The 26,444-nt window shown below is 34.6% G+C and carries 18 protein-coding genes; 6 read left to right on the top strand and 12 right to left on the bottom strand.

Translation table 11 applies throughout. The features are described 5' to 3' along the window. Positions 1 to 329 precede the first annotated feature (329 nt). Positions 330 to 842 (top strand): superoxide dismutase family protein, encoded by a 513-nt coding sequence (gene sodC, locus BBBE_RS03615; protein ID WP_010701243.1) that lies wholly within the window; start codon positions 330 to 332, stop codon positions 840 to 842. Positions 843 to 984: 142 nt separating this feature from the next. Here sodC and BBBE_RS03610 read toward each other — a convergent pair whose 3' ends face one another. The 6 genes from BBBE_RS03610 to BBBE_RS03585 all read right to left on the bottom strand — a co-directional run bounded on the left by BBBE_RS03610 (position 985) and on the right by BBBE_RS03585 (position 7,541). Further along, complete coding sequence (locus tag BBBE_RS03610) at positions 985 to 1,386, bottom strand: SUF system Fe-S cluster assembly protein (protein WP_010701242.1); 402 nt, start codon at positions 1,384 to 1,386, stop codon at positions 985 to 987. Then, a complete protein-coding gene (locus tag BBBE_RS03605; protein ID WP_010701241.1) occupies positions 1,379 to 2,623 on the bottom strand; it encodes a cysteine desulfurase in 1,245 nt (414 codons plus the stop codon). Before BBBE_RS03605 ends, BBBE_RS03610 begins: the two co-directional genes overlap by 8 nt. Positions 2,624 to 2,632: 9 nt before the next feature. Continuing rightward, positions 2,633 to 3,901: a Fe-S cluster assembly protein SufD gene (sufD, locus tag BBBE_RS03600; protein WP_010701240.1), complete on the bottom strand. Its 1,269-nt coding sequence runs from the start codon at positions 3,899 to 3,901 to the stop codon at positions 2,633 to 2,635. A gap of 11 nt (positions 3,902 to 3,912) precedes the next feature. Beyond that, the gene (sufC, locus tag BBBE_RS03595; protein WP_010701239.1) at positions 3,913 to 4,668 is read right to left on the bottom strand and encodes a Fe-S cluster assembly ATPase SufC; all 756 of its coding nucleotides are present in this window, start codon (positions 4,666 to 4,668) and stop codon (positions 3,913 to 3,915) included. Positions 4,669 to 4,728: 60 nt separating this feature from the next. Then, a complete protein-coding gene (sufB, locus tag BBBE_RS03590; RefSeq protein ID WP_010701238.1) occupies positions 4,729 to 6,240 on the bottom strand; it encodes a Fe-S cluster assembly protein SufB in 1,512 nt (503 codons plus the stop codon). A gap of 155 nt (positions 6,241 to 6,395) precedes the next feature. After that, complete coding sequence (locus tag BBBE_RS03585) at positions 6,396 to 7,541, bottom strand: cysteine desulfurase family protein (protein ID WP_010701237.1); 1,146 nt, start codon at positions 7,539 to 7,541, stop codon at positions 6,396 to 6,398. A gap of 177 nt (positions 7,542 to 7,718) precedes the next feature. Between BBBE_RS03585 and BBBE_RS03580 the strand changes: the two genes are divergently transcribed. From BBBE_RS03580 to BBBE_RS03570, 3 genes are all read left to right on the top strand, one after another. Beyond that, positions 7,719 to 8,399 (top strand): alpha/beta hydrolase, encoded by a 681-nt coding sequence (locus BBBE_RS03580; RefSeq protein ID WP_010701236.1) that lies wholly within the window; start codon positions 7,719 to 7,721, stop codon positions 8,397 to 8,399. Between the two features lie 297 nt (positions 8,400 to 8,696). Then, positions 8,697 to 9,950, top strand: coding sequence for a tyrosine--tRNA ligase (tyrS, locus tag BBBE_RS03575; protein ID WP_010701235.1), 1,254 nt, complete (start codon positions 8,697 to 8,699; stop codon positions 9,948 to 9,950). Positions 9,951 to 10,120: 170 nt separating this feature from the next. Then, a complete protein-coding gene (locus tag BBBE_RS03570; protein ID WP_010701234.1) occupies positions 10,121 to 10,603 on the top strand; it encodes a peroxiredoxin in 483 nt (160 codons plus the stop codon). 145 nt (positions 10,604 to 10,748) lie between these two features. On the opposite strand, the gene prfB is transcribed toward BBBE_RS03570, so the two are convergent. From prfB to BBBE_RS03555, 3 genes are all read right to left on the bottom strand, one after another. Beyond that, a protein-coding gene (prfB, locus tag BBBE_RS03565; RefSeq protein WP_152023182.1) for a peptide chain release factor 2 occupies positions 10,749 to 11,877 on the bottom strand; the annotation gives its coding sequence in 2 pieces (ribosomal slippage) (positions 10,749 to 11,807 and positions 11,809 to 11,877; 1,128 coding nt in all). A gap of 180 nt (positions 11,878 to 12,057) precedes the next feature. Next, positions 12,058 to 14,463, bottom strand: a complete 2,406-nt coding sequence (locus BBBE_RS03560) for a penicillin-binding protein 1A (protein WP_338024767.1) — start codon at positions 14,461 to 14,463, stop codon at positions 12,058 to 12,060. A gap of 210 nt (positions 14,464 to 14,673) precedes the next feature. Next, positions 14,674 to 15,903 carry an N-acetylmuramoyl-L-alanine amidase family protein gene (locus tag BBBE_RS03555; protein ID WP_010701231.1) on the bottom strand — a complete coding sequence of 410 codons (1,230 nt, stop codon included), beginning with the start codon at positions 15,901 to 15,903 and terminating at the stop codon, positions 14,674 to 14,676. 617 nt (positions 15,904 to 16,520) lie between these two features. Here BBBE_RS03555 and BBBE_RS03550 point away from each other — a divergent pair. Beyond that, positions 16,521 to 19,115, top strand: a complete 2,595-nt coding sequence (locus tag BBBE_RS03550) for an Rne/Rng family ribonuclease (RefSeq protein WP_010701230.1) — start codon at positions 16,521 to 16,523, stop codon at positions 19,113 to 19,115. A gap of 91 nt (positions 19,116 to 19,206) precedes the next feature. Here the strand turns inward: BBBE_RS03550 and BBBE_RS03545 are convergent, their stop codons facing one another. Continuing rightward, the gene (locus BBBE_RS03545; RefSeq protein WP_010701229.1) at positions 19,207 to 19,818 is read right to left on the bottom strand and encodes an invasion associated locus B family protein; all 612 of its coding nucleotides are present in this window, start codon (positions 19,816 to 19,818) and stop codon (positions 19,207 to 19,209) included. 308 nt (positions 19,819 to 20,126) lie between these two features. Here BBBE_RS03545 and BBBE_RS03540 point away from each other — a divergent pair, with 308 nt between their 5' ends. Further along, complete coding sequence (locus BBBE_RS03540; RefSeq protein ID WP_010701228.1) at positions 20,127 to 21,944, top strand: extracellular solute-binding protein; 1,818 nt, start codon at positions 20,127 to 20,129, stop codon at positions 21,942 to 21,944. A 662-nt stretch (positions 21,945 to 22,606) separates the two neighbouring features. Here the strand turns inward: BBBE_RS03540 and mfd are convergent. Both mfd and BBBE_RS03530 read right to left on the bottom strand, forming a co-directional pair. After that, on the bottom strand, positions 22,607 to 26,107 hold the full coding sequence (gene mfd, locus BBBE_RS03535; protein ID WP_022708670.1) for a transcription-repair coupling factor: 3,501 nt from the start codon (positions 26,105 to 26,107) through the stop codon (positions 22,607 to 22,609). 5 nt (positions 26,108 to 26,112) lie between these two features. Then, a complete protein-coding gene (locus BBBE_RS03530; RefSeq protein ID WP_010701226.1) occupies positions 26,113 to 26,403 on the bottom strand; it encodes an FAD assembly factor SdhE in 291 nt (96 codons plus the stop codon). Positions 26,404 to 26,444 lie beyond the last annotated feature (41 nt).

The raw sequence follows: 26,444 nt of genomic DNA, 5'->3' as shown, positions 1-26,444 counted from the left end.
CTATAGTATCTTAAACAATTAATTGTGATTATAAGTCGGGAGATTAAGATTGACTGCTAGCTTTTAGCAGGTGTGGATTACTAGTGTAGATTAGCTTAAGAAATGCGTGAGGAGATTTTCTATATGCTTGGGAAGTATTTAAAATTAAAGACTAATAAAGATAGGATTTAAGATATTGATTTTATAGTAGAAAAAGAAAAATGGATCACAAAATTTACAAATTTATAAAAATATTGTAACAGATAGAATATGAGATGGGGGAGTTAATATATAAATTATTAAGAAGAAAGCTTTTTTGTTTAATTTAAATTAGATATGAAAGGTGCTTTATGAATAAAGTCTTTTTTCCCTTATTAGCATTACTCATGCTTTTATATTCTAGCATTTTTGCTTTAGCTGCATCAACTCAAGTAACAATCTATAGGCTGGAAGAAAATGATGTAAAGAAGTCTATTGGTAAGGTTACAATTCAAGAAAATGAATATGGTTTGATTTTTATACCAGATTTATCTTCATTACCAGAAGGTTTTCATGGTTTTCACGTACATATGTATCCTTCATGTGATACGAAAGATGGTGTGATTGGTGGCGCTGCAGGAGGGCACTATGATCCACAAAACACTAATAAACATCTTGGACCTTACAATATAAATGGCCATCTTGGTGATTTGCCTATGCTTTATGTTGATGCACAAGGCCGGGCAACCATGAGTGTTCTTGCTCCACGTATAAAAAAACTTATTGAAATTAGAAATCGTTCGTTAATGATTCATGTAGGAGAAGACACTTTCTCGCCATTGGGTGGTGGTGGTGCGCGTTTTGCGTGTGGTGTTATAAAATAAATTCAAAATGTTCTTTTGTTTACTTTAGCTTTCTACCATATTTTTTCTAAAGAGATATAGGTGAAATTATAAAGATGGCATTTCGTTTATTATCTTTCAAAAGATAAATTAAGGGAGAAAATGCCATCTTCTTTTATGTTTTTTAGTACCATCCGGTAGCAACTTGTGCTTCTTCTGACATACAATCAGGTGTCCATGGTGGATCAAATGTCATAATCACCTCAACGTATGAAACACCTTCAACTGCATTTACAGCATTTTCTACCCATCCCGGCATTTCACCTGCTACAGGGCAACCAGGTGCAGTAAGTGTCATTTCAATTTTTACTGAACGATCATCTTCAATATCGACGCGATAAATTAGTCCTAAGTCGTAGATATTAGCAGGTATTTCTGGATCATAAATCGTTTTAAGAGCAGAGACGATATCATTTGTCATACGCTCAATTTCAGCTTTTGGAATTGTTGATATACAAGTTTTCTCTTTTTCGTCTTGTATGTCAACAGATTCAGTAAAGTGACATGATTCAATTGGTTTAACCATTAAAAAATTTCCTCGCTTTTTCCAATGCTTCAACTAATTGATCAATATCTTCATGATTATTATACATAGCTAATGATGCACGACAAGTAGATGTTAAACCAAAATGCTGTAATAAAGGTTGCGCACAATGTGTTCCTGCACGTATGGCAACCCCCTGCCGATCAATAAACATCGCAATATCATGTGCATGAATACCTTCAATTTGAAAAGATATAATAGCGCCCTTATTGGGAGAACGACCATAAATATGTAATGATTTGATGTTTTCAAGTCTTTTGTGTGCGTATGTTGAAAGTGCCATTTCATGCGCGTAAATAGTGTCTCTACCTTTCTGTTGTATATAATCAATGGCAGCTGCTAATCCAATAGCTTCAACTATAGGAGGAGTGCCAGCTTCAAAACGATATGGAGGACTATTGTAAGAAACCTTATCAACTGTCACTTCGTTAATCATTTCCCCTCCTCCCTGAAAAGGATGCATTTCTTCTAGCCGACATTTTTTGCCATAAAGAACACCGATACCCGTAGGGCCATAAATCTTATGACCAGTAAAAACATACCAATCACAATCAAGATCTTGCATATCGACCGTTAGATGTACAGCCCCTTGAGAACCATCAATAAGGATAGGAATAGAATTTTGGTGTGCTAGCTTAACTATTTCTTTGATAGGAGGAACAGTTCCTAATATATTGGACATATGCGTAATTGCAACAAGGCGCGTTCTATCACTTAAAGCTTTTTGGAAGTTTTCAATATGTAAAATACCATTTTCATCGACTGGCACAAAAATAAGTTTAACACCTTTTTGTTCACGGATAAAATGCCAAGGAATAATATTTGAGTGATGTTCCATAATTGTGAGAACAATCTCATCGCCTTCACTCAATTTAGGCATACCCCAGCCGTAAGCTACAGTATTAATAGCCTCTGTGGCGCTTTTCGTAAAAACAATTTCTTGAGCTGATTGAGCATTTAAAAAAGTACGAACTGTTTCACGAGCATCTTCATAAGATTGTGTTATCGTATTTGATAAAAAATGCATTCCTCGATGCACATTGGCGTAATGGCATTGATAGATATTATTCATTGCATTAAGAACTGATTGAGGTTTTTGAGTAGATGCTCCACTATCCAAATAAGCCAGTCGCTTACCATAAATGTCACGTTGTAAAATAGGAAAATCACACCGAATTGCCTCTACATTATAATCCAATGTTTGTCCGTGATTTTCCATTTTTGTGCCTTAAATATTCTTTTTTAACCACTCACCAATGATATCATCCAAAATAACTCGAATATTATCTTGCTTAATTTCATCAATTAATTCAGAAACGAATCCTTTAACTAAAAGTTCGCGAGCAATTTTAAGAGGGATACCACGTGCCATTAGGTAAAAAAGATATTCATGATTAATTTTAGCAACTGTCGCACCGTGACCACATGCAACATTATCAGCAAAAATTTCTAGTTCAGGCTTTGCATTAAATTCTGCATCATCAGAAAGAATAAGGCTATTGCAAGCCATGCGTGCATCTGTATTTTGGGCTTTTTGTGCAACATGTATCATTCCTTGGAAAGCACCATGCGCCTTATCTGTGACAACATTACGTATAATTTCTGTAGAAGTTGATTTTTCTTCAATATGACGAACAGTCATTGTAAGATCGCTGTGCGTTTGTTCTGATAATAAATTCATTGCCCGTAGTTGAAAATTAGATTCTTGTCCTTGCAATTCAATATCAATTTCTTGGCGATTAAGTTGGCTACCTATATTAATCACGTAAAGCATTAATTGAGCATTTTTATCAAGCACTGCACGAAATTGACTAAATTGTGTAGAATCAAAACCTCGATCTCGGATAAGAATCCACGCAACATTACTATGTGCTGCAACATGTAATGAAAATATCGAGCTGACGAAAGTATCTTTATTGCCACCAATTTGACGCTCAATAATCATAGCTTGGCTATTTTTGCCAATTTTAATCTTTGAAAAAGTATGTGACTGTCCATCCATTTGAATATTTTGTAATTCAATTGGATTATTTAATTTTGTATTTTCAGGAATCTGAAAAAGCCAACCATCTGTGACAAAAGCCGTATTTAATTGTGCAATAAAATCTTTATCTGTCGTGACTTGATTTATTTTTGCACGATTTTCTTTCAATGCATCTGCAAGACTTTCTACTGTGACACCTGCTATTTTTGATGGCGTACGTATTTTGCCATTTTCAATAGAAAAGACAACATTTTCTGAAAGTAATGCATCAATCAGTTGTTCATTGTTTATTTCTGAAAAGTCACTAATAGATTTTAATAAAGTACGCAAATTAGTATAATGCCAATTTTCAATTTTACGGGAAGGAAGCCCTATTTTTTGAAATAATTCAATGGCCTGCTTACGTATTGCTTGTACTGCCCTGTTGCCAGGTAAATGATCAATACGCTGGATAAACTTATTGATAATATCTTGTTCGACAGCTATCAATTTTTGCTGTACGTTCATACTCATATTCAATGGCCTCAAGCTGTTTTACTGATGATGTCAGCATATCCATTTTGTTCTAGATAAAGCGCTAGTGTTTTATCTCCACTTTTAATAATGCGACCTTGATAAAGGACATGTACTGTATCTGGAACAATATAATCAAGCAAACGCTGATAGTGAGTAATGACCAAAAATGAGCGCTCTAAATTGCGAAATTTATTAACGCCATTAGCAACAATTTTTAGCGCGTCAATATCTAAGCCAGAATCTGTTTCATCTAGAATACAAAGAGTAGGTTCAAGCAAAGCCATTTGAAGAATTTCAGCTCGCTTTTTTTCTCCACCAGAAAAGCCAACGTTCAATGGGCGCTTGAGCATGGCCATATCTATTTCAAGTTTAGAGGCAATTTCTTTTATGCGCTTGATAAATTCAGGAATTTTAAGTTCTTCATCACCACGAGCTTTACGCTGAGAGTTTATTGCAACTTTTAAAAATTCCATTGTTGCAACACCAGGTATTTCCATTGGATATTGGAATGCCAAAAAAATGCCATATACTGCACGTTCTGCTGGGTCCATTTCTAAAATAGATTGCCCATTATAAAGAATATCGCCTTCTGTCACTTCATAGTCATTATGGCCAGCAAGCACATAAGATAAAGTAGATTTTCCTGCTCCATTTTGCCCCATAATGGCTGCAACTTCACCGTTTTGAACAGTTAGGTTTAAACCGCGAATAATTTCTGTATTGGTTCCAACAATACGGGCATGTAAATTTTTTATTTCTAACATAACTTAATCCTGGTCTTGCTGTTTTATAATCTAATCCATCAATTTTACCAAATGCACAAATTAGCCTACACTACCTTCAAGGCTGATAGCGATGAGTTTTTGCGCTTCAACAGCAAACTCCATTGGAAGTTTTTGAATGACTTCTTTTACAAAACCATTAACAATTAATGCGATAGCTTCTTCTTCAAGAATTCCCCTCTGCATAACGTAAAAAAGCTGATCATCAGAAATTTTAGATGTTGTTGCTTCATGTTCAAGTTGAGCTGTTGCATTTTTTGCTTCAATATAAGGGACTGTATGAGCACCACAGTTGTTTCCAATTAGTAAGCTATCACATTGAGTAAAATTACGTGCATTTTTTGCTTTTCTATGCGCAGTAACTTGGCCCCGGTAAGTATTATTTGAAAAACCGGCAGAGATGCCTTTAGAGATAATACGACTTGATGTATTTTGGCCCAAATGGATCATTTTAGTACCGGAATCGATTTGTTGATGACCATTTGCAACAGCAATAGAATAGAATTCTCCACGTGAATTGTCACCACGTAACAAACAAGACGGATATTTCCAAGTAATTGCGGAACCAGTCTCAACCTGTGTCCATGAAATTTTGGAATTGTCTTCCCGACAATCTCCACGTTTAGTTACAAAGTTGTAAATACCCCCCTTCCCTTCTTTATCACCAGGGTACCAATTTTGTACTGTAGAATATTTAATTTCCGCATTTTTAAGTGCAACAAGTTCAACAACAGCAGCGTGAAGTTGATTTTCGTCGCGTTGAGGTGCTGTACATCCTTCAAGATAAGAAACATAGGAATCTTCATCTGCAATAATCAATGTTCGTTCAAATTGGCCTGTATTGCGTTCATTAATCCTAAAATAGGTTGAAAGTTCCATAGGGCAACGAACCCCTTTAGGAATGTAAACAAATGAACCATCTGTGAAGACAGCAGAATTTAAAGCAGCATAATAATTATCACCAGTTGGCACAACTGTCCCTAAATATTCTTTAATAAAGGTAGGATGTTCAATAATTGCTTCTGAAATAGAACAAAAAATAACACCGGCACGTGCTAATTCTTTTTTAAATGTCGTCACAATAGAAACGGAGTCAAAGACTGCATCAACGGCCACTTGTCCTGATCCGTAAGTATTGTCATTAAGAGGAGAGCGATCAGCTTGTTTTCTTACTCCTGCCAAGATTTCCTGTTCTTTGAGAGGAATACCAAGCTTTTCGTACGTTGCTAATAACTCAGGATCAACTTCATCTAAAGATTTTGGTCCTGTATGATTTTTAGGAGCAGCGTAATAATAAAATTCTTGAAAATTAATTTTTGGATATTCAATACGCGCCCAATGAGGCTCTTCCATTGCAATCCAGCGATGAAAAGCTTGTAAACGCCATGTCAGCATCCATTCAGGTTCATGTTTTTTTGCAGAAATAAATCGAATAATATTTTCATTTAAGCCTTTTGGTGCTTTATCTGTTTTAATGTTGGTTTTAAAGCCATATTTATATTGGTCAACGTCTATCTCACGTACCTGGCGTATCGTCTCTTGTACTGCCGGCATCAATTTTCTCCATTCTTGCCGGCGTCAAGGACCGGTGATTAAAGATTTTATTTTTACACGACTAAAGTGAGCACTTCAGTCTTTAGGTTATATGCAAAAGAGGAAAATTTCAATCAAGCTTTAAAATTAGCTTTAGTTTTTTTTAATGACAAATTTTAATTTTTACTATTACTTATTATTTGAGAAAAAACCAATAAAAAATCATCAATGTCTTGAGAAGTTGTGCAGCGTCCTGTGGAAACACGAATTGCACCGTTAGGAATATGGTGCCCCATTGCTTCTAAGATTTTACTTTGTTTGACTTTCCCTGAAGAACAAGCAGAACCTGCTGATACAGCAAATCCTGCCAAATCAAAACTAATTTGCATTGTTTCTGCTTTTATATTTTGTACAGAAAAATAAGTGGTATTAGGCAAACGTTGAACGTGTTTACCAAAAATCTTAACATCATTACTAATTTGTTGGAGACCATTTTCTAATTTATCACGTAAATAAAGTAGTTTTTCTATCTCTTCTTGTGTAAAGGGATCGCTCATTGCGGCTCCAAAAGAAGCAACAAGCGGTAACGCTTCTGTTCCACCACGCAGTCCTTTTTCTTGTCCACCAGCAATAATAAGGGGTTGAGGCATGAGAAGGTTTCCGCATGAAACAAAAGCACCAATCCCTTTAGGTCCACCGATCTTATGGGCTGATAGTATAAAAAAATCACCACCGAACTGATTGATTTCAATAGGATTTTTATCCACATATTGCACCAAATCAACGATAAGAATACCTCCAGCATTTCGGACAATAGCAGCTATTTCTTTCATTTTTTGAACAACACCAGTTTCACCATTAGCTGCTTGAATAGCAACAAGGGGTAAACCTTTTGTATTATCGTGAGAAGCCAATAAAAATTTTAAATTGTCCTGTTGAATTAAACCATTGTGATCAACTGCAACTACACTGATCAATTCTTTAGAAAAACGCCCCCCTTGCGCAATAGATGGATGTTCACTTGCACCAATATAAAGGTGAGAAAATTGAACTTTAGAATACCCCATGTTATAAAAAGGGGTTAATAATGTCATCGCTGCTTCACTTGCACCAGATGTGAATATGATGTGATTTGGGTTTGCATGAAGTCTACTGGCAATTTGCCGACGTGCTTTTTGCAATAAAGCTTTAGCAGCGCGACCTTCTGCATGAACAGATGATGGATTACCAAATATTTCTAAAGATTCAAGTAATGCTATTTGCGCTTTTTTTGTGAGCGGTGTTGTTGCATTATGATCAAAATACCGGCGTTTTACGGCCATTTTAAATTCCAACTATTAATTTTATCAATTGATTTTAAGAAAAATAATGCAATTTTCTTGAAAAATGCACCTAAAACAGAATATCTAACGATTAATGAAGTAAAATCATATAAATAAATTTTATGTTGAAAATTAATCAAGGTCAATGAGAGCCTCTTTAAACTTAAGGAGCAGTAAATGCCAGAAATCATTTTTAACGGTCCTGCAGGTCGTCTTGAAGGGCGTTATCAACCTTCGCAACAAAAAAATGCACCAATTGCAATTATTCTGCATCCTCATCCTCAATTTGGTGGAACAATGAATAATAAAATCGTTTATGATTTATTTTATATGTTTCAACAGCGCGGATTTATTACTTTACGTTTCAATTTTCGTGGTATTGGTCGAAGCCAAGGTGAGTTTGATTATGGAACGGGAGAGCTTTCAGATGCTGCTGCGGCACTTGATTGGGTGCAAACACAACACCCTGATTCCAAAAATTGTTGGGTAGCGGGATATTCGTTTGGTGCGTGGATTGGTATGCAACTTTTAATGCGTCGACCAGAAATTGAGAGCTTTATATCCGTTGCTCCTCAACCTAATATTTATGATTTTTCATTTCTTGCCCCTTGTCCTTCTTCTGGTCTTATAATTCATGGTGATATCGATAAAGTTGCTCCTCCAAAAGATGTTCAAGCTCTTGTAGATAAACTGAAGACACAAAAAAGTATTACTATTACACAAGAAACACTAGAAGGTGCTAACCACTTTTTTAGTGGATGTCATAAAGAGCTTATTGAACGATGCTCACAATATTTAGACAATCATCTTACGGACGAGTTGTCAGGTTGTTCACGTGAAATATTGGCACTTTCTTGAAAATGTTAAAAAAGATCATTCTAATGGCTAAACAACGTATCATAAGAAGTATTTTGAATTTTTAGTGTATTTTTATAAATATAAAATTATGTTTTGCAATTAATAGTACGAACATCATCAATTGTTAAACAAAGTATAGCAATGTCATTTTTTGAAATTTTTTTCATGCATTTTTTATAGCTAACATTTTTAGTTCTCTTGTGAATTACGTACTATGTATTATGATAAAGATAGTGATGAGCTTTTCAGCTATAGAAGCGATAGAAGCGGATGTAATGTTTATTAGGAAAGAAATCCATGTTTGCTTTTAAATCCGAGTTTTTACATATTATGAGCGAACGTGGTTTTATCCATCAAATTTCCGATGAAAAAGGCTTAGATGATCTTTTTTCAAAAGAGATTGTGACTGCTTATATTGGATTTGATCCCACTGCTTTAAGTCTTCATGCCGGAAGTCTTCTTCAAATTATGATGCTTCATTGGCTGCAAAAGACAGGTCATCGTCCCATTGTTTTAATGGGGGGTGGAACAGGTATAATCGGTGATCCCTCTTTTAAAGATGAAACGCGACGTCTTTTAACACAAGATGATATTGCTAAAAATATCGTTGGCATTGAGAAAGTTTTTGCTAATTATTTGACATTTGGTGATGGAAAAACTGGTGCGTGCATTGTCAATAATGCTGAATGGTTGTGCGATTTAAAGTACCTAGAATTTTTGCGCGATATAGGAAAACATTTTTCAGTCAACCGTATGTTATCATTTGATTCTGTTAAACTCAGACTTGAACGTGAGAATTTTTTGTCATTCCTCGAATTTAACTATATGATTTTGCAAGCGTATGATTTTGTTGAACTTAATAAGCGTTATGGATTGCGTGTGCAAATGGGTGGTTCAGATCAATGGGGTAATATCATTAACGGCATTGAATTAGGACATCGCTTGGGAGCACCGCAGTTATATGCATTAACCTCACCCCTACTTACAACTTCTTCTGGTGTAAAGATGGGTAAGTCATTAAATGGTGCAATATGGCTTAATTCAGATATGCTTTCGCCTTATCAATTTTGGCAATATTGGCGCAATACAGAGGATGCTGATGTTATACCGTTTTTAAAATTGTATACGACATTGCCAATGAATGAAATTGCCAGACTTTCCATGTTACAAGGTAGCGAAATTAATGAAGCAAAAAAGATTCTTGCGACAGAAATTACAGCCATGTTACATGGGCAAGCTCTTGCCAATGCAGCTGCAGAAACCGCACGTAAGACTTTTGAAGAAAGAATACTTGCAGATAATCTTCCAACTATTAAAGTCAGTGCTACAGAATTGAAAATAGGCACTGGGTTGCTTTCTCTTTTAGTACAAACAGGATTAGCTAAATCCAATAGTGAGGCACGCCGACATGTTCAAGGTGGTGGTGTACGTGTGAATGATAAAATTGTTGAAGATGAAACGCGTCTTATTGTGGACAATGATGTTAACGCGACAGGAATGATTAAGCTTTCCTTTGGTAAGAAGAAACATGTTTTAGTTAAGCCGCTATAGGCTGTCTCTAGATTCTTAATCTCTTTTTGTAATCTCTTATATTGAACAAATTCTTGTAATTCATTTTATTATTTCAATTATAATATAATAACACTATCGTGTATAATTATAGAGTTACTTTGTTATGTAATGTAGGATTTGATACTTGTGTAAAAAAGAAAGAAAGCGCAATGACAAGACCAACAAAAGGTGATATCGCCCCAGATTTTGACTTGCCACGTGATGGTGGAGGGCAGTTATGTCTTTCTGATTTTCGAGGCAAACCAGTTGTCTTATATTTTTATCCAAAAGATGATACAAGTGGGTGTACAAGTGAAGCAATTGATTTTACGCGATTAAAAATAGAATTTGATAAAATAGGGGTTATCATTATTGGAATGTCTCCAGATAATGTTGGCAAACATGATAAATTCAAAGCAAAACATGGACTTGATATCATCCTTGTTTCAGATGAGCAAAAGGTTGCACTTGAAGCTTACGGTGTTTGGGTTGAAAAGAGCATGTATGGACGCAAATATATGGGTGTCGAACGGAGCACCTTTCTCATTGATTCAACAGGAAAAATAGCAGAAGAATGGCGTAAAGTTAATGTACCTGGACATGCCGAAAATGTTTTAATCGCCGCACGTACATTGTGTAATAATGATTGCTAATTGAGCTAACATTTTTGATAAGAGTTCAATATTATTATTCTGAATTTAATTCAGTTTTATCAATTAATGATTTGATATGTAGATTAAAAATTAAAAGATTGAGTAATAATGCCAAGTAAAATTTAAATATGATGGACTTGGATCATTACTCAGTTTTTTCAATTATGGGTTCTTTTTTGTAAATCCGTTGAGCAAGCGCTGCTTCTATAAACATATCTAAATTACCATTAAGGACAGTTTGTGGATCAGTATTTTCAATACCTGTACGTAAATCTTTAACAAGCTGATAGGGTTGAAGAACATAAGATCTAATTTGATGCCCCCATCCAATTTCCGTTTTAGAAGCTTCAATAGCATTGTTTTCTGCTTCACGCTTTTTAAGTTCTTCCTCGTAGAGACGTGCGCGCAACATAGACCAAGCTGTTGCCCTATTTTTATGCTGAGAACGCTCTATTTGACATTGAACAACAATACCCGTTTTTATGTGAGTAATACGGACCGCAGAATCTGTTGTATTGACATGTTGTCCTCCAGCTCCTGATGCACGGTAGGTATCAATACGAATATCTGACTCTGAGATATCAATTTCAATATTATCATCAACAACGGAATAAACCCAAACACTTGCAAAAGAAGTATGACGTCTTGCATTCGAATCAAAAGGTGAAATACGTACCAGGCGATGAACACCTGATTCTGTTTTTAACATACCATAAGCATTATGCCCTTTTACAAGAATCGTAGCTGATTTTATACCAGCTTCTTCTCCATCATGAATTTCTAATACCTCAACTTTCATTTTATGCTGTTCAGCCCAGCGGATATACATGCGTAAAAGCATAGAAGCCCAATCTTGGCTTTCTGTCCCCCCTGCTCCAGCATGAATCTCTAAATAAGTATCATTTGAATCTGCTTCTCCTGAAAGAAGAAGATCAATTTGTCGTTTATCTATCTCACTTTTAAGTTTACGTATTGTATTTTCTGCATCAGTGATAATTTCTTCATCACTTTCCTCTTCACCCATTGCGATTAATTCAATACATTCCTCAAGTGTTTGCGTAAATAATTGAATATCATTTATTGAATCTTCAAGACATTGACGCTCACGCATCATATTTTGTGCTTGCTGTGTATCATTCCAAAGTGACGGATTTTCAGCTTTTTGATTAAGATATTCGAGACGTTTTAATGACTGATCCCAGTCAAAGATGCCTCCTTAGCAATTTAATAGCTTGTTGGATTTCATCAACTAATGACTCTATTTCTACTCGCACAATTAAACCCCTTCGTTTTTAATTTTAATATTTTTTGTTACAAACGATTCTTTTGTTTTATACCCATTATATAGTTGTAAGAATGGATATTACGTTCTCATAAATTTGTTTGATTATAATTGCAGCATAGAAATAATTGAACATTATTCATATATATCTACCATAAAAAAATATTTTCAATTAATATAACCCACCAGAACCATTTTGAAGAGCTTTATTAACCTGCGGAGAAGTAGTTACTGTGGGAACACCTTCTTGGAAAGAATTGGTTTCACCAATGACTTGATATACATCAGCAGGCCCAGTTCCTGGTTTGAACGCTTCAAAAATAACATCATTATCATCAGCTTTAGCGAGCATACCAGTTTTACGATTAATTTTCATTAAAATCATACCCTTTGGTATCTTAAATGGTACATTTGGTTTGTCTTTCAGAGCAGCTTGCATAAACTCACCAAAAATAGGTGCTCCCAATGAACTTCCCGTTCCAGTGCGTCCTAATGAAGCTGGTTGATCATAACCAATGAAAACACCAACCACAAGATCAGGTGTAAATCCTATAAACCAAGCATCTTTCGATTCATTAGTTGTACCTGTTTTTCCAGCAATATGCCGATTAAGATAACGCAAACGTGCAGCAGTTCCACGCTGGACAACCCCTTCCATCATTGATGTAATTTGATAAGCTGTCATAGGATCAAGAACTTGTTCTCGTTTGTCAATTAATGTTGGTTCAATTTGATTATTCCATGATTGAACATTACAATTTTCACAAAGACGATCATCATGATGGTAAATAGTTCTTCCATAACGGTCTTGAATTCGATCTATAAAAGAAGGTTTAATCGAATGTCCTCCATTTGCAATAACTGAATAAGCTGTTACCATCCGTAAAACTGTAGTTTCGTCAGCTCCTAAAGCCATGGAAAGATAAGGCGGCAATTTATCTGTAATTCCAAAACGTTCTGCATATTCAGCTACCAATGACATTCCCATATGATGAGCAAGCCGTACGGTCATAAGGTTACGAGAATGTTCAATGCCGTAACGCAATGTTGAAGGCCCTGCAAAAGTACCACCATAATTTTTGGGTTGCCAAATTTGACCATTACCTTGAAAAATTTCAACAGGACCATCTAAGACTACTGATGCTGGTGTATACCCATTATCTAGCGCTGCTGCATAAACAAAGGGTTTAAACGCAGAACCAGATTGGCGATAAGCTTGTGTTGCACGATTAAATTCAGATTCAGCGAAAGAAAAACCTCCAACCATTGCAAGAACGCGCCCTGTATGAGGCTCCATAGCTATAATCGCACCTTCAATCTTTGGTATTTGTTGCAAACGATAAATGTTGTTTGTATTTGGTATTTTTTCAACGAAAATGACATCACCAACATGTAGAACATCTGATAAATCATGAGCAGTTGTTCGATGGTTATTTTCACCAATAACGTTCAATGCCCATTTTGATTGTTCTATAGATAATGCAGCAATTATCCGCTCTTTTGATAGTAAACCTGAATTTTCACGCTGTGGTTGCAAACCAATTTCTACTTTATCAGCATTAGAAGACAAAACGACTGCTAAATTCCATTCAGGAACATCGCTTAGTCCAGTGATATTTGCAAGCTCTATACCCCAATCATTTGTAACATCGATATGTTTATAAGCTCCACGCCATCCTTGCGAATGGTCAAATTTAATTAAACCATCTTGCAAGGAACGCCGCGCAATAAGCTGTAAATGCGGATCAAGTGTTGTACGAACTGAAAGACCACCTTCATAAAGTGTTGTAGCCCCATAGTGATGCATTAAATAACGACGTACCTCTTCAGTAAAATAATCAGCAGCAAAAACATAACTATCGCTGCCACGTACTTTTACTCCCAAAGGTCTTTCTTTAGCCTGTTTACCTTGCTCTGGTGTTATATATTTATTTGCCACCATCCGATCTATAACCCAATTACGCCGTTCAATAGCACGTTGTGTATTTTTAAATGGATCATAATTTCCTGGCCCCTTAGGAAGAGCAGCTAGATAAGCACATTCTTCTAAAGTAAGTTCATGGACAGATTTATTAAAGTAAGTCAATGAAGCTGCTGCGACACCATAGGTACCACGACCAAGATAAATTTCATTAAGATAAAGCTCAAGAATATGATCTTTTGAGTAAGTCTTCTCAATACGTATCGCAAGAATACCTTCTTTTAACTTACGTTCAAGTGTTGCTTCTGAATTTAAAAGGAAATTTTTAGCAACTTGTTGTGTAATGGTTGATGCCCCTTCTAGGCGTCTACCAGAACCAATATTAATAATATTGTTGATTAAAGCTCTAAAAAGACCTTCAGGATCTAAACCAAAATGGTGATAAAAATTTTTATCTTCAGCTGAAATAAAAGCTTCTTTAAGAAGATTTGGAATTGATTCGATTGGTAAATAGAGACGATGTTTCGTGGCAAATTCTGCCATAAGACTACCATCAGCTGCATGAACACGCGTCATCACAGGTGGTTCATACAACGAAAGAACTTCATAATCAGGAAGCTCGTTAGCTTGACTACTCGTTATTGCTGCCCATACCATAACTTCAAAAATTCCAAGAGCTACGAAGGGACTAAGCAGATATCTAAAAAAAATCATCATTGAAACGAATATCGCTTTCTTTAAAATTAATCAAAAGAAACATATTTTATTCTTATCATGAATAGGTGTTATTAAATTGAAACAAATGCAAGATTATTTTCTATTATTTTATTATCAGAATTTAATATCATACTCTACTTTTTCAAATATTTAAGGAAATTGCATAATTTTTTTCCGATATTGGGCAAATTGACGAATAGAATGAGCAAGGGAACCAACTATTTGATTTCGCCATTGAGAATTATTTAATAATTTTTCATCTTCTTTATTAGATAAATAACCTACTTCTATCAACACAGAAGGTATATCTGGAGCTTTTAAAACTTGAAAATCAGCGTATCTATGAGGATTTTTGATCAGATTAATATTACTCTTTGATAAATTTAAAATAATACGATCAGCAAAATTAAGCGAAAGTATATGAGTTTCGCGTTTAGCGAGATCTATCAAAATATCTGTAACTTCATGTGATTCTTCTGCGGACAATCCACCAAGGAGATCTGCATTATTTTCAATTTCAGCTAAAGTTTTTGCGATCGCATCAGATGCTTTATCAGATAAAGTGTAAATTGTAGCGCCACGAAGAGAAGGAATATTAATACTATCTGCGTGAATAGATATAAAAAGATCAGCATTAAAATTTTGTGCTTTTTTAATTCTTTCGCTTAATCTTAAAAAGATATCAGAATTGCGTGTTAAAGTCACATTGATATAAGGGTCTTTTTCTAATTCATCTTGCAATGCACGCGCAAAAGCTAGTGTTATATTTTTTTCTAAAATTCCAGTAATACCTTGTGCACCACTGTCAATTCCACCATGACCAGGATCAAGTACAACATGAAAACAATGCTTTCGATTGAATTGTTTTTTTGTGTTTTGGTTGGCTTTTTGTTGTTTTATCAAAATTTCATTAGATTTTTTCTGTGTATTTTGAGTAATATCAATCAGCAGCTGCCATAAACCATTATCTAATTTTTGCACTGTACTGTTTTCAATAATAAAAGTATTTTTGCTTGTCAAAATGATGTGTGAGGCTTGTGTATCAGAAAAACTATAATGCACATTGGATAGCATGTTTGATAATATATTCTGTTTGTTTGGAGACAGATTTTGCGCTGAAAAATCAGCTAGAGGTAAATTGATAACTAAACGTGAGGGACTATCTAAAATTTGTAAATGAAAATTTGGTTCGGTATTAAAAACTGCAATAATACGTGTAGATGTATTATCACCAATAGTCCGCAGGTTAATAAGTTTTAATGTATCCGCACCTTGAATGTGTGTTTGAAATGTCAAAAAAAAGAATAAACAGCATATAAAATACCAAATAATATTCCAATAAACTTCTTTCAGTATTCTGATGGGGAATTGTTTAATCATTTAAGAAAAATACTTTATTTCTATATTAATTAAATGGTTTTATCGTGTAAAATTGCTACCGTAAATATAGGTTATATTATTTAAATAAATGCTGAATCTTTTAATCACAAATATTAAAAATAAATCAAACTAAGAGAATAGTGCATTTAATTTAACAGTGCGTATTTATAGTTGTGACTTGCCAAAAGCATGATATCAACATAAAAGAATATTTACGCTTCTTAAGCGATACAACCATCTACTATTGACTTAAATTATCAATAATTTTGTTAAGTTATCTTTGAAGGTTTATCGCATATTATAGTGCGTTTAGGCTTTTTATAGGTGATAAATTTTTATGCCTTAAAAAGCAGAATTTTGTTATTTTAAATTCACTGGTTTGGATATCCGAACTGTTTTTGAAATTGTTTTGCCGGAGACTTATAAAAACGTGAGTCATACAAAACAGATAGAGCTTATGATTATAAATATTGCAAACACTGTAATGTGTTTGCGAACAAAAAGCCATTATGTTATGTCGGCACTCCCCTTTTATGGCAGACAGCCTTTTATATTTGCAAATAATGATACTGTTTGTTTAGATAAAATTGTGCGTGTCACCTTTAGGATTTTAACTTATGTCAAACAAAATGCTTATCGATGCCTCTCACCCGGAGGAAACACGTGTTGTTGTTGTCCACGGCAACAAAATTGAAGAACTTGACTTTGAGTCAGAGCATAAAAAACAGCTTAAGGGAAATATTTATCTCGCACGTATCACACGTGTTGAGCCGTCACTTCAAGCAGCTTTTGTAGAATATGGTGGCAATCGCCATGGTTTTTTAGCATTTTCAGAAATTCATCCTGATTATTACCAGATTCCTATTGCTGATCGTCTTGCTCTTCTTGAAGAAGAAGAAAAAGCTGCTATTGATGAAAATCAAGCAGAGGATCTTGTTGAGGAAATAAAACAAAATAAAAAAGGTTCAAGAAAAACAAAAAAAGATAAGAATCTTAGTGTTCTTGCTATGGATAGCGAAAACAATATTATATCCGAACCAATGGCAAGTGATGATAGAGAAGAAGTACTTGATGAAAATGCTTTCAACGATGATATTGAAATGGTCGGTGCGGAAGATGCTCTTGAAGAACTTCCTACTTATCAGCGTAAACCGATACGTCAATATAAAATTCAAGAAGTTATCAAACGACGTCAAATTTTATTAGTACAGGTGATTAAAGAAGAGCGTGGCAATAAAGGTGCAGCACTCACAACTTATTTATCATTAGCAGGTCGCTATTCAGTTTTAATGCCAAACACAGCGCGCGGTGGTGGTATTTCACGAAAAATTACTAATATACAAGATCGTAAACGTCTTAAAGAAATTGTAAAAGAATTAGCAGTTCCAAAAGGTATGGGTGTTATTTTACGAACTGCTGGAGCCAATAGAACAAAAGTTGAAATTAAACGTGATTATGAATATCTCATGCGGTTATGGGAAACTGTCCGTACTTTAACACTCAAATCAACTGCACCATATCTAGTTTATGAAGAAGGCAACCTGATAAAACGCTCTATTCGCGATCTTTATAATAAAGACATTAATGAAATTCTCGTGTCTGGTGATAAAGGATATCGTGAAGCTAAAGATTTTATGCGCATGTTGATGCCAAGTCACGCAAAAGTTGTTCAACCTTATCGTGATCCTATACCTATTTTTACGCGTAATAATATTGAAGCTCAACTCGATAAAATGCTGCAACCACAAGTTGCTTTAAAATCTGGTGGTTATCTTGTTATCAATCAGACAGAAGCACTTGTCGCTATCGATGTAAATTCTGGTCGTTCTACCAAAGAACACTCTGTTGAAAAAACAGCTGTACAAACCAATCTTGAAGCTGCTGAAGAAATAGCCCGTCAATTACGTTTACGTGATCTAGCAGGCCTAATAGTAATTGATTTCATTGATATGCTTGAAAATCGTAACATTAAGCTTGTTGAAAAAAAACTGAAAGATTGTTTAAAAAATGATCGTGCTCGTATTCAAGTTGGTCGTATCTCACATTTTGGCCTTATGGAAATGAGTCGTCAACGCATTCGTATATCAGTTCTAGAAAGTACAATGCAGTCCTGCCCTCATTGTGCTGGAACTGGAAATGTACGTTCAGAATCATCAATTGCTTTGCATGTTATGCGTTCAATTGAAAAATATCTTCTTAGTAATTCGCAATATAATATCATTGTGCGCACATCTACAGTGATAGCGCTTTATGTGCTCAATCATAAACGTAGTATTCTTGTTGATTTAGAAACACGCTTTAAGCTTAATATTAGTATTGAAGCAGATGAAAGTGTTGGAGTACAGCATTTAATTATTTCTAAAGGAACAATGGCAGAAAAAAAACACGAGTTTCCATTAGTTATTGAAGATGATAATAAAGAGGAAGCCGAAGACGTAATCTTGATAGAAAATGAATTGCCTCGTGACGAAACCTCTGTTGAAAATAATCGACGGCGTCGACGTAAAGAACATCAAAATGAATTACACGACAGTTCTTCAACATCTTCTCATAAAGATGATATTCAAAATAGTGAGGATACCCGTCGTCGTGGACGTCGTCGTGGACACCGTAGAGGGCGGCGTAATCAAAATAACGGTTTTTATCCATCTCGTGTTCCTTACGCTGAACCAGTCGGAGAATTTGCCAAACAAGCTTTAGAAGAAATTAAAGCAGCGCATCGCCTACACTCTATTCCAGCTGCTGAACCTGTAGGGTTTGATGAACAAATCAGTGATGCAAAACATCATATAAGTGTGCAACAAAATTCAGCTTTAAAATCTAAAAAAAGGCGTAATGTACGTTCCCCAAAAGTATCTCAAGGCCAAAAAAATCTTGAAAATAATAAAAGTGTGACAACATCGACACTTGTTGGAGAAAAAAATACTACCAACTCTGTTCATAAATCTAAAACAAAAAAAATAAATAAACCAACTGGTGAAATAACTGAAGAAATCTCGACAGATACAAAAAAAACAACACTTCAAATACGAAAAAAAGCTGTTATGAAAGAATCGGTTCAAACAACTAAAAAATTAGAAAAAGAACCCGTAACAAAACAAGCTGTCAAACAAGTTTCCACCGGACCTGTTATTACATCTTCAGTACCTGAGGGAGAAAGCAAAACTGGGCGTATTGGATGGTGGAAACGCAAAGTTTTCTCTAAGAGTTAAACAATTAAAAAACGCTATAGAATATTCTATAGCGTTTTTTAGTATAAACAAAGATATAAAAAACTTTCAAAGTCTTTTATATTACTTGTTATTATTTTTTCTGAGCCTTCTCTTGCTCAGCTCGCATACGATCTTCAATTTCTTTTTGCTTTGCTTGAATAGTTTGTTGTAACTTCATTTGTTTTTGTTGAAAAGTTTTTTCATCTATACCAGAACCTGTGTATGCAGCTTTAAATCCGCTAAGAGAAAATTCGATAGGATTAGTATCACCTCTAATATTGGTTGTGGTTACAATCATTTTCGAACCAGATTTCATGGCAGAAATTAACTTATCACTTAAAACATCATTGGCAATACAACTTGTTGGATTACAAACAACGTAAGGAATTTTCATAGAAAAGTCATTTCCGATTTGAATATGAACACCTTCTGGTAAAAGACGATTCGTAGGTACTTGAATACCTATACGTTTTTCATTCTTTTTCCCTTTTACTTCAACTAAATTAACAGCAATCAAAGGTTGACCAGTCTCTGATATAACAGAGTTCATTGTGTTACAAATATCAATATCATTCTGCTTACTGCAAACTTTGTACCAACCTTGAGATAAATTCTCTGCACCTGCTGAAGTATAGGCCATGAGAAGAAAACTAGCGGCTCCAGCCAATACTGAAATAGCAGTATAGGTATTTTTATGCGACATAATTAAGTTAATCCTTTCAGTGTACTTGTATGATGATCCCAATATAAGGATATTAAATTGATTTTTTATCAAATGTATTTGAATTAATCAAAAAAATAACATTTCTTTGTATTTTCCATTATATACAAAGAGAGAAGTAAAATCTAGAGAGAGAAAACAATTAAATAATTAATTAAATTTTTATACAATTTATACAATTTATTTTTTTCTAAATTGCTTTATTTTTTGATAAAATTTATTAATAAAATTGTTTGCATAATAAACAAAACTAAATTTATATAAATTAATTATTATTACGCTATTGTTAAATGCTATTCTACAGTTCGTATTATTTAAAATTTTCTCTTACTTTTATAATTTTTCTTTTGTGCCATAACGTGATAGCAAATGGCATTGCAATGCGTGGAATACCAAAATTACCAGAAAAGTTTGACTGTTTTCCTTACGCTTCTTCCAATGCAAATAATAAAGGTAAAATCACTTATGGTGTTGTTGGAACATTTGATGGATTAAACCCTTTTGTTATTCGTAGTTTTAGAACAACTGCAAGAGGACTTTTTTCTGATGAGCAGTTTTCTGGCCTTGTTTACGAAACAATGATGATACGTTCCCGTGATGAATCTTTTACACTTTACCCTCTTTTGGCAGAAAAAGTTGAATTAAATGACGAACGTACGGAGATTACTTTTTTCTTAAATCCAAAAGCGCGTTTTTCAGATGGAAAGCCCATAACGGTTGAAGATGTTTTATTTACGGTTAACCTTCTTAAAAATAAGGGAAGACCTCCATTTGATAGGTATATGAAGCGTATAGAATCTATCGAAGTAGTTAATAATCACGGTATTAAGATGCGCTTTCCACAATCAAAGGATCGTGAGTTTCCACTTATTTTAGCTGGTGTAATGCCAATATTACCTAAACATGCTATCAATGTTGATGATTTTGAAAAAAACGGCTTAATTAAAATTCCAGGAAGTGGTCCCTATATTATTGAACATACCGATCCTGGTGAACGAATTATCTATAAACGTAATCCCAATTATTGGGGGAAAGATCTTCCCGTTAATAAAGGATTACATAACTTTGATATTATTCAAATCGAATATTTTCGAAATGATACAGCGCACTTTGAAGCTTTTAAAAAAGGCATTGTTGATATTTTTATTGAAGGATCTTCTAATCCAAATCGCTGGCGACTTGCTTATAATTTTCCAGCTGTTCGCGAGGGACGCGTTATCAAAGAATCTTTTTCAAAAGGGACACCTGCAGATATTGTTGGTTTTGTCTTTAATACGCGTCGCACTATTTTTAAAGATAAAAAAGTACGACAAGCATTATCAATGCTTTTCGATTTTGAATGGGTTAATCGCCATCTTTTTAATAATATTTATACCAGAACGGAAGGTTATTGGGCAGGGTCTATACTTTCATCTGTAGGAAAACCAGCAAGCGAAGAAGAAAAGACGCTCTTAGCACCTTATTTTGATGCAGTTCTTCCTGAAGTAATGAATGGAAACTGGCGTCTTCTTAAGACAAATGGTTCGGGTATGGATCGATATGTCATGCAAAAAGCTTGGAAACTTTTGCAAGAATCAGGCTTTACCAGAAAAAACAATAAGGTTTTTGCCCCGAATGGTTTGCCCTTTCAATTTGAGATCATGACTCAATCACTTGATGAAGAAAAGATTGCTCTTGCATTTCAGAGTACGTTATCACGTTTTGGTATTAATATTGAGATAAGAACCGTAGATGATACCCAATATCAAAATCGTTTAAGTACATTTGATTATGATATGATCATTGCAAAATTAAAAAATTCTCTATCACCAGGTAATGAACAAATAAATCGCTGGGGTTCTGCTTCTAAAAATTTGAAAGGAAGTTTTAATTTTGCTGGAACAGCTGATCCTGCCATAGATGCGATGATAACTGCAATGCTCAATGCACGTTCAGATACTCACTTTATTGCGGCAGTGCGTGCTTTAGATAGAGTTCTTATTTCTGGTAGTTATTATATACCGTTATACCACTTGCCTGAACAACGAGTAGCACGTTGGTCATATATTAAACACCCTATTTATACATCCTTATATGGATATTATCTTCCAACTTGGTGGCGTGAGTAAAAGAAAAACAAGTGCAAACAATTTTATAATTGTTCTATTATTTCATTTGTTCGTGATTTTATCTAGGTTACAATATTTATAAAAAGAGATTTTATTGTTCAAACTATTTGTGCTGTTAGCTGCTTTGGTCACAATTTCGGTTAATAAAAAAGAGAAATTAGTACACAACTTTAGTAGATACATAATGAAACAATTATACGAAATAAAAATCTTTATATAAATCTTAAAGCATATTAATTGCTTTAAAAGAAGAATATTAAGGTCTAGTTGCTCAGTTTATAATAGTGTTTCATACATTTGGTATTTGCTATATTATTTTAAGTCTTATTGAAGAGTGTCCATGTAAATCATGAGAGAGTGCACACCATAAACTAACTACATTATTCTCATGTTATTTCGAGAAAAAGTGAAATATTTTGAATATAAAATATCTCTATAGCAGTTTTTAAAACTATAAAGCATACTATAAATAAAATCGTATAAACTTAAAGATAATACTATTATACAAACACGTACCTATTAGATATTGGAAAAGGCTTTGTGCTTTTATCGTGGATCAAAAATATTTACCTGAAAGAGTAACAAGCAGATTTTTTTCAGAATTACCGCAACAAATTAATCATAGTCATGCTTTAAATAAAGCTAGTAAATACAAAAATTGTTTAAGCAGGACATTGTTCTTTCATTGTTGCAAGTTGTGTCATAATAGTTTCTGCACCTGAAAGTCTTTCATCAACTGTTGACCAATCACGAATAAAAATAATGCTTTGATCTGGTCGGATTTTTGCCATAGAGCCTTGTTCTCCAATCCATTTAATAAGATCAGAGCTGTTTTCAAAATAATTATTACGAAATTGCACAACAATACCCTTTGGGCCAGCATCCAATTTTTCTACATGCGCTTTTTTACATAATGCTTTAATATGAACAATCTTAAGAAGATGTTGAACTTCAGCTGGAAGAGAACCAAAACGATCCACTAATTCAGCGCCTAATTGATTGATTTGTTGTAAATCATCAAGTTCTACTAAACGGCGATAAAGACTCATACGCAATGATAAATCAGGCACAAAACTTTCTGGTATTATTGCTGTTATACCAAGTGAAATTTGAGGTGACCATTGACCATATTCATTGTATTTACCATCCTTTAATTCAGCAATAGCTTCTTCGAGCATTTTTTGATAGAGCTCGAATCCGACTTCTTTAACGTGCCCTGATTGTTCTTCACCTAAGAAATTACCTGAACCGCGAATGTCCATATCATAACTAGCTAATTGGAAACCTGCACCTAATGTATCGAGAGATTGCAAGACTTTAAAACGGCGGTCAGCAGTGGGTGTTAAAACTTTACCAGCAGGAAAAGTAAAAAGTGCATAAGCGCGCTGTCTTGAACGCCCTACCCTGCCGCGTAACTGGTAAAGCGAAGAAAGGCCAAACATATCAGCACGGTGTACAATTAATGTATTTGCTGTTGGAATATCAAGACCTGATTCAATGATGGTTGTTGAAAGCAGTACGTCGTATTGCCTATCATAAAATGCATTCATAATATCATCAAATTGCGTAATTGGCATTTGACCATGGGCTACGGCAAATTTAATTTCAGGTACATGCGTTTTGAGGTATTCTTCTACATAGGGAAGATCAGAAATACGAGGACAAACATAAAAACTTTGTCCACCACGATAATATTCGCGAAGCAATACCTCACGTATAACAAGTGCATCGAAAGGTGAAATAAAAGTTCGAACCGGTGTTCTACCAATAGGTGGAGTTGCTATTAATGAAAGTTCACGTAATCCCGATAAAGCAAGTCCTAAGGTTCGTGGTATGGGAGTGGCTGAAAGCGTAAGAACATGAATATCACTTTTAATTTCTTTTAAGCGTTCTTTGTGCTTAACACCAAAATGTTGTTCTTCATCAATGATAAGTAGCCCCAACCGTGAAAAATTAATTGATTCACTAAGTAAGGCATGTGTTCCAATGGCAATATCAATTGTACCGTTTGAAATATCTTTTTTCACTTGTGCTAATTCTTTAGCTTTTACAAGCCTTGAAACATGACCGATTTTAACAGGTAACCCTTGAAAACGTGAAACAAAAGTCTTGTAATGTTGCCGTGAAAGCAAAGTTGTAGGCACAACAACAGCAACTTGATAACCATTTAATGCTGCAACAAAAGCACTTCGAATGGCAACTTCTGTCTTTCCAAAACCAACATCACCGCATATTAAGCGATCCATTGGTTTTCCTGCTGCTAAATCACCTAAAACTGCATTAATTGCATCTATTTGATCTTCTGTTTCTTCATAAGGAAAGCATGCAACAAATTCGTCAAACGATCCAATCGGTGGAATTAACGCAGGCGCAGAACGTGTGGCACGTTCTGCAGCTATACGGATCAATTGGCCAGCAATTTTCAACAAATGTTTTTTTAGCCGCGCTTTACGTGTTTGCCAAGCAACACCACCCAATTTATCTAACGTTACATGTGTATCCTCTGATCCATAACGTGATAAAAGTTCGATATTTTCAACAGGTAAAAATAATCTATCGCCTTCAGCATAATTAATTTCAAGACAATCACGTAAAACTCCAGCTGTCATGATGGTTTTAAGACCGATAAACTGTCCAATACCATGATCAACATGCACAACAATATCACCAGAATTTAATGTAGCAATTTCAGAAATAAAATGCGCATTATGCTTACGCCGTTTTGATGATCTTATTAATCGATCACCAAGAATATCCTGTTCTGCTATAATAACAAAATCCCCAATTTCAAAACCGTGCTCGATTGCTATGATAGCTGCCGATACCTGATCACGTGATGTTGCTTGTACAGCTTTTAATGACTTTGCAACTTTTATTTTTTTTAATCCGTACTCATCAAGAATCTGCAACAAGCGATTCATAGATCCTTCACTCCAACAGGCTAAGAGTACCTTTTTGCCAGATGCTTGTAGTGAAAGAATATAATCAACCACATTAGCAAAGACATTTTTTTCCTGTGCGTTACGTTCTTTTACAAAATCATATCCCGGTACAACATTTGTATGAATAACTGTCCGTCCAGAGGTTTGTGGAACATTGAAGGATATAAAATCAATACGTTGTCCTGATTGTTGTACACGTGTTAAAACTTTCTCTGGTGTTAGATAAAGTAGGCTAGGTTCTATTGGATGATAAGAAGTATTACTTTCTTGATCGTTTTCTTGCTCTTTGCGAACATTATAAAAATCTTCAATAAGACGATAGCGTTCAGTCAGCACTTCTTCTATAAGGTGCTCAAAGACAATAGGTACATTACCGCAATAATCAAAGAAATTATCAAGATTCTCATAGAAAAATGGCAACCAATGTTCCATACCAGCAAAACGTCGCCCTTGAGAAATAGCCTCATAAAGCATATCATTTCTTTGTGATATACTAAATGTACGAATATAATTACTTTTAAATCGACTAATCTGCTCAGGTGTGAGGATAACCTCACTCATTGGTTGTAAAAAAAATTCAGTTTTATTGCCTGTTGTACGTTGCGTAACGGAATCAAATATGCGAATAGTTTCTAAGGTGTCACCAAAAAAATCAAGACGCAAAGGTTCACTATCACTGGGAGAGAAAATATCAATAATTCCCCCTCTGATAGCAAATTCACCAATATCATGTACAATTGCAACACGTTCAAAACCGCTACGTTCTAAATAATGGATTAAATTATCCATATTAACGCATTGACCAATGCTTATATGAATAGTTTGATCATCGATTATTGCATGAGGTGGTAATTTTTGAATAATCGCATTTGCTGTTGTCAATATAATTGCAGAACGTGGATTTTTACGTAAATGTGATATATGTGCCAAAGCTGAAAGGCGCCGCGCAGTAATTGCTATTCCAGGCGATACACGGTCATAAGGCAAACAATCCCATGCAGGAAATTGAATAACAGGTAAATTGGGTTCAATAAAATTTAAAACTTGTTGTAAATGAGGAATCTTTGTTCCATCACGAACAATATAGACAAGTGGCTTATCTTGAGAAATTTCTGAACTCAATTGGGTAAGTGCGAAAGATTCAAATCCATCGATAATGCCATCAAGAATTATTAAATCCTGTACATTTTTAGGAATAATAATATTTTGAAACATGGACATTTTGATCAATTAAAATTTGTGCAAATACGATAATTTGCAATGTCACGAAAAAGTGGGCTATCTACATCAGATGGTGTAGAAATTTCCCCGGTAATCCACATAAGTAAATCGCGATCTTCAAAAGACATAATATATTCAAGTTCAGAGATTGTTTCATCGCTCATTTCAATGATATGTGAATCAACATATTGTCCTAAAATTAAATCCATTTCACGAATGCCTCTATGCCACGCCCGAAAAATCAGTCGCCGACGCCGTGCATTTAATTGATTTTTATCAATTACAAAATTTGTCATAAAAACTCTTCAATAGGTGAATATAGACATACGCTATAGTA

Source organism: Bartonella bovis 91-4 (assembly GCF_000384965.1).
GTDB classification, from domain to species: Bacteria; Pseudomonadota; Alphaproteobacteria; order Rhizobiales; family Rhizobiaceae; genus Bartonella; species Bartonella bovis.
The sequence above is the reverse complement of the archived record's forward strand: the minus strand, read 5'-3'. Positions and strand labels throughout refer to the sequence as shown.

Bases quoted from the DNA above. Each gene is read 5' to 3' on its own strand.
- sodC (WP_010701243.1), top strand. From the start codon at position 330: ATGAATAAAGTCTTTTTTCCCTTATTAGCATTACTCATGCTTTTATAT.
- BBBE_RS03610 (WP_010701242.1), bottom strand. From the start codon at position 1,386: ATGGTTAAACCAATTGAATCATGTCACTTTACTGAATCTGTTGACATA.
- BBBE_RS03605 (WP_010701241.1), bottom strand. From the start codon at position 2,623: ATGGAAAATCACGGACAAACATTGGATTATAATGTAGAGGCAATTCGG.
- sufD (WP_010701240.1), bottom strand. From the start codon at position 3,901: ATGAGTATGAACGTACAGCAAAAATTGATAGCTGTCGAACAAGATATT.
- sufC (WP_010701239.1), bottom strand. From the start codon at position 4,668: ATGTTAGAAATAAAAAATTTACATGCCCGTATTGTTGGAACCAATACA.
- sufB (WP_010701238.1), bottom strand. From the start codon at position 6,240: ATGCCGGCAGTACAAGAGACGATACGCCAGGTACGTGAGATAGACGTT.
- BBBE_RS03585 (WP_010701237.1), bottom strand. From the start codon at position 7,541: ATGGCCGTAAAACGCCGGTATTTTGATCATAATGCAACAACACCGCTC.
- BBBE_RS03580 (WP_010701236.1), top strand. From the start codon at position 7,719: ATGCCAGAAATCATTTTTAACGGTCCTGCAGGTCGTCTTGAAGGGCGT.
- tyrS (WP_010701235.1), top strand. From the start codon at position 8,697: ATGTTTGCTTTTAAATCCGAGTTTTTACATATTATGAGCGAACGTGGT.
- BBBE_RS03570 (WP_010701234.1), top strand. From the start codon at position 10,121: ATGACAAGACCAACAAAAGGTGATATCGCCCCAGATTTTGACTTGCCA.
- BBBE_RS03560 (WP_338024767.1), bottom strand. From the start codon at position 14,463: ATGGTATGGGCAGCAATAACGAGTAGTCAAGCTAACGAGCTTCCTGAT.
- BBBE_RS03555 (WP_010701231.1), bottom strand. From the start codon at position 15,903: ATGATTAAACAATTCCCCATCAGAATACTGAAAGAAGTTTATTGGAAT.
- BBBE_RS03550 (WP_010701230.1), top strand. From the start codon at position 16,521: ATGTCAAACAAAATGCTTATCGATGCCTCTCACCCGGAGGAAACACGT.
- BBBE_RS03545 (WP_010701229.1), bottom strand. From the start codon at position 19,818: ATGTCGCATAAAAATACCTATACTGCTATTTCAGTATTGGCTGGAGCC.
- BBBE_RS03540 (WP_010701228.1), top strand. From the start codon at position 20,127: ATGCTATTCTACAGTTCGTATTATTTAAAATTTTCTCTTACTTTTATA.
- mfd (WP_022708670.1), bottom strand. From the start codon at position 26,107: ATGTCCATGTTTCAAAATATTATTATTCCTAAAAATGTACAGGATTTA.
- BBBE_RS03530 (WP_010701226.1), bottom strand. From the start codon at position 26,403: ATGACAAATTTTGTAATTGATAAAAATCAATTAAATGCACGGCGTCGG.